We start from the raw sequence: 2,780 nt of genomic DNA, 5'->3' as shown, positions 1-2,780 counted from the left end.
TCACGCGCGCGGCTGGCCGATCCCCCTCGGCGGCAGCCAGGCGATCGTCGACGCGATGGTGGACGACCTGCGCGCCCACGGCGGCGAGGTCGTGCTCGAGCACGAGGTCGCCTCCCTCGCCGAGCTGCCGCGGGCGCGCGTGACGATGCTCGACGTCACCCCCCGCGCGCTGCTGCGCCTCGCCGGCGGTGCGATCCCGCCCCGCTATCGCCGGGCGCTGGAGTCCTTCCGGTACGGCGGCGCGGTGGCGAAGGTCGACTTCGCCCTGAGCGAGCCGGTTCCCTGGAGCAATCCCGCCGTCCGCGAGGCAGGGACGGTGCACGTCGGCGGCACCCGCGCCGAGGTGGCGGATGCCGAGAACCAGGTCAACCGCGGACGGCTCCCCGAACGCCCCTACGTGCTCGTGTCGCAGCCGTCGCTGTTCGACCCGTCGCGCGCTTCCGAGGGCCGACACGTGCTCTGGACCTACACCCACGTCCCGTCCGGCAGCCCCGCCGACCGGACGGACGCCGTGATCGCCCAGCTCGAGCGCTTCGCGCCCGGGTTCCGCGACACGATCCTCGCGACGAGCTCCCGCACGGCCGTCGACGTCGAGCACCACAATCCGAACTACCCCGGCGGAGACATCGCCGCGGGAGCGCCCACCCTGTGGCAGATGGTCCGCCGGCCGGTGCTCTCCACCGATCCGTGGCGCACGCCGATCCCCGGGGTGTATCTGGCCTCGGCATCCGTCCCACCGGGCCCCGGCGTGCACGGCCTCGCCGGCTGGTTCGCGGCGCGCAGTGCGCTGCGTCACGAGTTCGGCACGCGCGCGCTGCCCGACCTGTCGCCGCGCGGCTGAGAGGGCCGCGGCTGAGAGCCGGGAGTACCCCGCTCCGCCCGGTTTGGCAAGGGGGTGCGGGGTTCTCCCGCGGAGCGCGAGGGTGGGGCCGACGCCGTCACGCGTCGGAAGGGGTCGACGCATGAGGGACGAAGGGCAAGTCGTCGTGATCACCGGCGCTTCGAGCGGCATCGGGCGGGCGACGGCTCGACGCTACGCGAGTCGCGGAGCGCGGCTGGTGCTCGCCTCCCGGAGCCGGGAGGCGCTCGAGACCGTCGCCGCAGAGTGCCGTGAGCGGGGCGCACAGGTGAGCGTCGTGCCGACGGACGTGACGCAGCAGGGCGAGGTGCGCGCGCTCGCCGCGAGCGCCGTCGCGGAGTTCGGCCGGATTGACGTGTGGGTCGGCAACGCCGGGGTTTTCAGCTACGGCTCGTTCGAGTCGACGCCGGAGCGGGTCTTCCGCCAGGTCGTCGAGACGAACCTCATGGGACAGGTGCACGGTGCCCGGGCGGTGCTGCCCTATTTCCGTCGGCAGGGCAGCGGCACGCTCGTCCTCGTCGGCTCCCTGTACTCGCGGGTGAGCGCCCGCGACATCTCGCCCTACATCGCGAGCAAGTGGGGACTGCTCGGTTTCGCGGAAGTGCTGCGTCAAGAGCTGAGGGCGAGCCGCGGCATCCGTGTGCGGATCATCCTCCCCGCCACGATCGACACCCCGATCTACCAACACGCCGCGAATGTCACCGGCCGCCGGGTGCACCCGCTGCCGCCGGCGTCCTCGCCGGAGCGCGTGGCGCGAGCGATCGTGCGCGCTCCCCGGCGTCGGCGCTTCACGACGTTCGTCGGCCTGTCGCAGCGGAGCGTCATCCCGCTCCACCGGGCCGCCCCGCCGTTGTACGACGGGCTGACTTCGCTCTTGAAGCGAAGGGTCGAGCTGCGCGGGCATGCCCCGCTCAGCGACGGCACGGTCTTCGAGCCGCCGGCCAATGCGTCGTCGGCGACGGGCGGATGGCGGTCGCCGATGCGGCCGATCGTGGCGCTCGGGATCGCCGCAGGCGCACTCGCGCTCGCCGCAGTGAAGGGTCAGCGGAAGCCTTCGGCCTGAGTGCTCTCATCCGCGACGCGCACGCCGTAGTGGTAGGCGAGCTTCCCGCCGAGCCAGCCCGAGAGCCCCAGCGCTGCGAGGCCGACGAGGCTGAGGACGAAGCCGATGATGCTGACGTCGTCGTCATCCGCCGACCAGCGGACGATGACATTCACGATGAACAGCGCCGTCACGCCGAGGTTCAATGCCATGTGGGTCGTCGCGGTGCGGCGGGCGGCCGTCCCCTGCGCGATCTGGCGATAGTCCAGGAACCCCACGAGGGCGGCGGCGACGGCGCCGACGATGCCGATCAGGATGAGGACGCGGGCAGCGACCACGTACGGCTTCGGGTCCTCGGCGGCGAAGCCGATGATGTCGAACACGATGCTCGCCACCCAGGTGCCGATCGGGATCGTCACGAGGATGGGATGGAACGGATGACCGTACGGCCCGGCGATGATCGTCCGCGGATGCTTGGCGCGGTACTGAGGGCTGGTTCGCTCTTCCATGCCGACAGTGAACCGCGCCGGGCGCGGATCGGCGCGGGGGTTGCGGCGCGCGCCCACGTGTGGCAACGCCGCGCCCACCCGGGCGCGTCAGGTCAGGCCTTCGGCCATTCGATGAGCAGCAGGCCCTGCTTGGTGTCGGCGAACTTCACCCAGCCGTCGCCGAACAGGTAGGTCATGCCGTACCCGTCGTCGTCGACGACGATCGCGGTGCCCTTCGGGGTCGTGATGTACACGCCGACCTCGGACTCCTCGCGGATCCAGCCCTGCGACACGAGCCACGCCTGCGAATCGGATGCCTCGTCCGCGGCGATCTCTCCCCACCCGAACATCTGCAGGTGATCGCCCGCCGGGCCCTCGAAGTCCGCCCACA

At 72.0% G+C, this 2,780-nt stretch carries 3 protein-coding genes and 1 pseudogene; 2 read left to right on the top strand and 2 right to left on the bottom strand.

Translation table 11 applies throughout. The features are described 5' to 3' along the window. Positions 1-841, top strand: an 841-nt coding sequence (locus ACE3O1_RS15335) for a phytoene desaturase family protein (protein ID WP_374316523.1), incomplete at its 5' end; no start/stop codon positions are given. A gap of 121 nt (positions 842-962) precedes the next feature. Continuing rightward, complete coding sequence (locus tag ACE3O1_RS15330; protein WP_374316521.1) at positions 963-1,922, top strand: SDR family NAD(P)-dependent oxidoreductase; 960 nt, start codon at positions 963-965, stop codon at positions 1,920-1,922. Here ACE3O1_RS15330 and ACE3O1_RS15325 read toward each other — a convergent pair. After that, a complete protein-coding gene (locus ACE3O1_RS15325; protein ID WP_374316519.1) occupies positions 1,901-2,410 on the bottom strand; it encodes a DUF2231 domain-containing protein in 510 nt (169 codons plus the stop codon). The two genes, ACE3O1_RS15330 and ACE3O1_RS15325, sit on opposite strands and share 22 nt — an antisense overlap. Before the next feature lie 92 nt (positions 2,411-2,502). Next, a pseudogene (locus ACE3O1_RS15320) lies at positions 2,503-2,780 on the bottom strand (hypothetical protein); the annotation flags it as partial.

The sequence above is a fragment of the Microbacterium sp. genome (assembly GCF_041909575.1).
GTDB lineage: Bacteria > Actinomycetota > Actinomycetes > Actinomycetales > Microbacteriaceae > Microbacterium.
The sequence above is the reverse complement of the archived record's forward strand: the minus strand, read 5'-3'. Positions and strand labels throughout refer to the sequence as shown.

Bases quoted from the DNA above. Each gene is read 5' to 3' on its own strand.
- ACE3O1_RS15330 (WP_374316521.1), top strand. From the start codon at position 963: ATGAGGGACGAAGGGCAAGTCGTCGTGATCACCGGCGCTTCGAGCGGC.
- ACE3O1_RS15325 (WP_374316519.1), bottom strand. From the start codon at position 2,410: ATGGAAGAGCGAACCAGCCCTCAGTACCGCGCCAAGCATCCGCGGACG.